3 protein-coding genes and 1 pseudogene are annotated in these 2,970 nt (G+C 73.9%); 2 read left to right on the top strand and 2 right to left on the bottom strand.

Annotated features, from left to right (window positions below):
• Positions 1-828: pseudogene (locus MXD58_RS24110) on the top strand (hypothetical protein); the annotation flags it as partial.
• Positions 829-1,138: 310 nt separating this feature from the next.
• Here MXD58_RS24110 and MXD58_RS24105 read toward each other — a convergent pair.
• Entirely contained in the window at positions 1,139-1,333 is a 195-nt protein-coding gene (locus MXD58_RS24105; RefSeq protein ID WP_248839939.1) for a hypothetical protein, read from the bottom strand.
• A 302-nt stretch (positions 1,334-1,635) separates the two neighbouring features.
• Between MXD58_RS24105 and MXD58_RS24100 the strand changes: the two genes are divergently transcribed.
• Complete coding sequence (locus MXD58_RS24100) at positions 1,636-2,025, top strand: SHOCT domain-containing protein (RefSeq protein WP_248839938.1); 390 nt, start codon at positions 1,636-1,638, stop codon at positions 2,023-2,025.
• A gap of 106 nt (positions 2,026-2,131) precedes the next feature.
• Here MXD58_RS24100 and pgl read toward each other — a convergent pair whose 3' ends face one another.
• Positions 2,132-2,926: a 6-phosphogluconolactonase gene (gene pgl / locus MXD58_RS24095; RefSeq protein WP_248839937.1), complete on the bottom strand. Its 795-nt coding sequence runs from the start codon at positions 2,924-2,926 to the stop codon at positions 2,132-2,134.
• Positions 2,927-2,970: the final 44 nt, after the last annotated feature.

Genomic DNA, 2,970 nt, shown 5'->3' with positions numbered 1-2,970 from the left:
CCTGCCGGCCGGGCGCCCGTGCGGGCGGCCGGACCCGGACCCGGACCGGACAGTCCGCGCGCCAGCGTGCGCGAAGCCGGTTCCGCGGAGTCCGGCGGCGCGGGTCAGGCCGGTGCGGCGGGGTTCGGCGGTGCGGGTCAGGCCGGTGCGGCGGGGTTCGGCGGTGCGGATACCGAGTCCGGTGCACCGGTCTCGCTCGTCACGGCACGTCGGCGCGCGGGTGCGCCGCAAGGCCGCCCGGCCGCGCAGTCACCGCTGTGGGGCGTAGAACCCCTGCAGTGGGAGGCCCGGGCTGGTGCCGGTCGCGTTCGCTGGTCGTGGCCATCACCGCGCCTCGTGGCTGTGCTCGTCGCGGCGGTCGCCGTCGTGACCGCCGTGGTCGCGCTGGTCGCGGTCGTCGCGAACCCGGTGGGCGACAGCGGCGGGCGCCACGGTCCACCGCCGCTCACCGCGTCACCCACCGGACGGGGCGCCGTGCCGGGTTCTGCCCTGAATCTGCCGGCCGGGATGATCGGCCGGTGGTGGGGGTTCGTCGCCCAGGGCTCGCTGTCCTTTCAGCTGGAGCTGACGCTGAGCACCGGTCGGGTGGGCGACACGGTCGGCACTGGTCGCAATCCGACCGACGGCTGCACCAGCGAGCTTCTGCTGCGTTCCGTGCAGGGCGGCACGGCGCGGCTCGCGGAGCGGCTCACCGGTGGAGAACCACCCTGCGTCGCCAACAGCATCGACGTCCTTGCGCTGCGCCAGGACGGCGCCCTCGACTTCGACTACCCGGCGACGGACCTGTCCACCGCTGGTCACGGCATCCTGCGCCGCCTCGCGGACTGACGCGTCCTCGCTGGTTCGCTGACCGTGTGAAGGGCTCGGGCTCCGTGGTCCCGGCGAGCTGGACAAACCGGCTGTGACGCGCACCAGGCGGCGTCCCGTGGATCTTCGGCTGGTCACGGGGAAATCCACCGATGCCGCTCCCAGGGCTAGCCGTGACCGCGCCACGACGACGAGCGACGTCACGCCGTACGCCACCGTGGGTGGCCGTCTTAGGTCTGAAATGTCTGTGCGTTGCGTGGGAGGAAGGCTTCCGGCCGCTTCTGACGGGCTCCGCATCCGATTTATCCATGCAGAAGCGACCGGAAGCAGCTCAGCCCTGCGCAGCCGGCGGACGCTCGTGGCTGTGGGTGATGTTGGGGCGGCGGGGGAGAGAGCTGAGTGCCCGCAGTCCGCCGGCGATCATCACCGTGATGATCGCCGTGGCCACTCGGTACGGACTCCGTACGGACAGAGCGGACACCACGCTGGACGAGGACACCGGGACGGCGTCCGACTCGAGATCCACGAGAGGCCGCCCGGACGACCAGACGGCCCGTCGGTCGCGCAGACATCCGGCGAATCAGACCTGCCCCGGGGTCGTCCGCCGCCGGCCACGGCACCCGGCGCCGCCTCGCGGGCACCGACGCCCGGCTGGCTCACCCGCTGCGGGTGAGCGGTCCGGGCTGGCAGCATCCGCGCCGGTAGGGCGGGTATGAGTGGTGAGTCAGCGTGTCGTGGCGGGATCCGGGCGTCTTCGCCGGCCGGCTCGTGGCCGGCCCCGGACAGGTGCTCATGGGACCGCGCGACAGCGCGAACTGGAGGTGCGCGATGGATCCAGACTTCCCGCTTGTGAGCGTCTTTCTCTACATGTTGTGGTTCTTCGCCTTCGTGCTGTGGCTGTGGTTGCTGTTCGCGGTGATCACCGACGTGTTCCGCAGCAGGGACCTGTCCGGCTGGGGGAAGGCGGGGTGGACCGCGGCCATCATCGTCCTGCCCTGCTTCGGGGTGCTCGCCTACCTGATCGTCCGGGGCGGCAGCATGCACGAACGCAGCCGGGCCGCGGCCGATCGTGACGAGCAGGCCTGGCGTGCCTATCTGCGCGACGCGGCCGGCACGGGTGGCGGCGCCGATGACCTCGGCAAGCTCGCCCAGCTGCACGACCGGGGCGTCATCTCCGACGCCGAGTTCGAGCGCGGCAAGACGAAGATCCTGGCCTGACGGACCGCCGTCCGCGCGGGCCGGGCTCCCGCTGGTCGCGGGCCCCGCGCGGACGGCGCACGGCGCATCCGGTGCCCGGCCCGCACGGCCGGGCACCGATCAGCGCTCAGGTGGCGGGCAGCCGGGCGGCGGCGGCCCGGTCGATCAGCCACAGGGTGCGCTCACGGCCCACCGCTCCCGTCGCCGGCACCGAGAGCGGTCCGGCCCCGGAGAACGACGCGGCGACCGCGCCGGCCTTCTCCTCGCCGGCGGCGATCACCCACGCCTCCCGGGTGGACTGAATCGTCGGCAGCGTCAGCGAGACGCGTTCCGGCGGCGGCTTCGGGCTGTTGTGCACGGCGATGACCGGCTCGGTCGCGACGACCCCCGGCAGGTCGGGGAACAGCGACGCGACATGGCCGTCCGGGCCGAGGCCGAGCAGCACCACGTCGAACACGGGAACTGCCGCGCCCGGCGCCGCCCGGCCGGCGAGCAGCGCCGCGTACTCCGCCGCCGCCGACTCCGCGTCGGCGTAACCGCCGGAGGTCCCGCCGTCCTCGACGTCCCCACCGGCCCGCAGCGCGGCCAGGTGACCCATCGGGAACACCCGTTTCGGGTCGAGCGGCAGGTGGTCGAGCAGCGCCTCGCGGGCTTGGCGGTCGTTGCGGTCGGCGGAGTCGGGGGCGACGAAGCGCTCGTCCCCCCACCACACGTCCACCCTCGACCAGTCGACCGCGTCGGCCGCAGGGCTGGTCCGCACCGCCCGCAGCAGCGCGATGCCGATGCCGCCACCGGTGAGGACCACCGATGCCTCACCCCGAGCCGCCTGACCGTCGACCAGGCTGGTGATCAGCCGGGCGGCGACGGCGCGGGCGAGCACGCCCGCGTCGCGGTGCGTCACGATCCGCGGCTCGGCGCTCATGCGCCGTCCGCCCCGTCGTCCCTGGTCGAGCCGGTCGGCCGGGC

The organism is Frankia sp. AgKG'84/4 (assembly GCF_023242965.2).
Taxonomy (GTDB): domain Bacteria; phylum Actinomycetota; class Actinomycetes; order Frankiales; family Frankiaceae; genus Frankia.
Note: the sequence above shows the minus strand (reverse complement) of the source record. Positions and strands in the feature narration are given on the sequence as shown.

Coding starts and splice junctions, on each gene's coding strand:
- pgl (WP_248839937.1), bottom strand. CDS start 2,926: ATGAGCGCCGAGCCGCGGATCGTGACGCACCGCGACGCGGGCGTGCTC.
- MXD58_RS24100 (WP_248839938.1), top strand. CDS start 1,636: ATGGATCCAGACTTCCCGCTTGTGAGCGTCTTTCTCTACATGTTGTGG.